Annotated in this window: 1 protein-coding gene and 1 pseudogene; both read right to left on the bottom strand. The window is 77.7% G+C overall.

The genetic code is table 11. From position 1 onward, the window contains the following. Nucleotides 1-782: effector-associated domain EAD1-containing protein (locus ABD308_RS13285; protein WP_344332987.1), on the bottom strand; the 782-nt coding region annotated here is incomplete at its 3' end. Nucleotides 783-785: 3 nt separating this feature from the next. Then, a pseudogene (locus ABD308_RS13290) lies at nt 786-1,000 on the bottom strand (diguanylate cyclase); the annotation flags it as partial.

The raw sequence follows: 1,000 nt of genomic DNA on the forward strand, positions 1-1,000 counted from the left end.
CCCCCCCCCAGCTCCAGCACCGGCTCCGACCGGGGGCCGACACGGCGGTACAGGTGCCAGGCGAAGCGGCGGGCGGCGCCGTCGTCGAGCCGCCCGGTGTGGGTGACCAGGACCTGGGCGATGCCGTGGAAGCGGTCCGCCACCGCCGCGCTGTCGCAGGCGGCCAGCACCAGGCCGCGCAATCGCAGCCCGGCCTGCCCGGCGTACTCGCGCAGCAGCCCGGCGACGTCGCCCGCCGGGATCGGGGCGGCCTCGCCCAGCCCGTCCTCGAAGACCAGACAGCCCTCTTCCCCGTGGCAGACCAGGTGCAGCACCTCGGGCCGGGCCGGTGCGGACCGCAGCAGCAGACCCAGGTCGGTCACCTGGGCCGCCGGGCACCAGTCGACGGTGACGCCGGCGGTCAGGCCGGCGTCCTGGACCGCCCGCAGCTCCAGATCGGCCCGGATCGGCTCACGGCTCCCGGCCGGGCTCGCCCCCATGACCAGGACCCGGCGCAGGCCCGCGCTCCGCGCCTCGGCGAACACCGGGTTGAACGGATGGTCCCGCCGCGCGGCCCGCAGCAGGGTGGCGGCCCCGTCGGGCAGGACGCCCAGCTCGACCTGCTCGGCGACCTGGTCCCAGTACTGTCCGGACGTCAGCCCGTACGAGCTCGGCATCCGCGCGGCCGGGAACCCGGCCCGGCGCAGCAGGGCGTTCGCCGACGGGCCCGGGGGAAAGGCCCGGGCGAACTCCTCCAGCTGCCGCTCGGTCAGCCCGGGCGGCGGCGGCTCCTCGGCGTCCATCCCTCACCTTCCCCGCGAGCCGGCCAGCCGGGCCGCCCGCTCGAACAGATTGGCCGCGTGGGCCTTGTCGCCATGGGTCTCGTGCAGCTCCGCGGCGGCCTCCAGATCCCCGGCGAGCTCGGCCGCCAGCGCCCGGTCCTGCCAGCTCTGCCGTCGCGGCGCCGGTCTGGGGAGCTGCGGACCGCCGCGCACCGGACCGGACGGCGACGGCGCTCCGG

It is taken from the genome of Kitasatospora putterlickiae, from assembly GCF_039527695.1.
Taxonomy (GTDB): domain Bacteria; phylum Actinomycetota; class Actinomycetes; order Streptomycetales; family Streptomycetaceae; genus Kitasatospora; species Kitasatospora putterlickiae.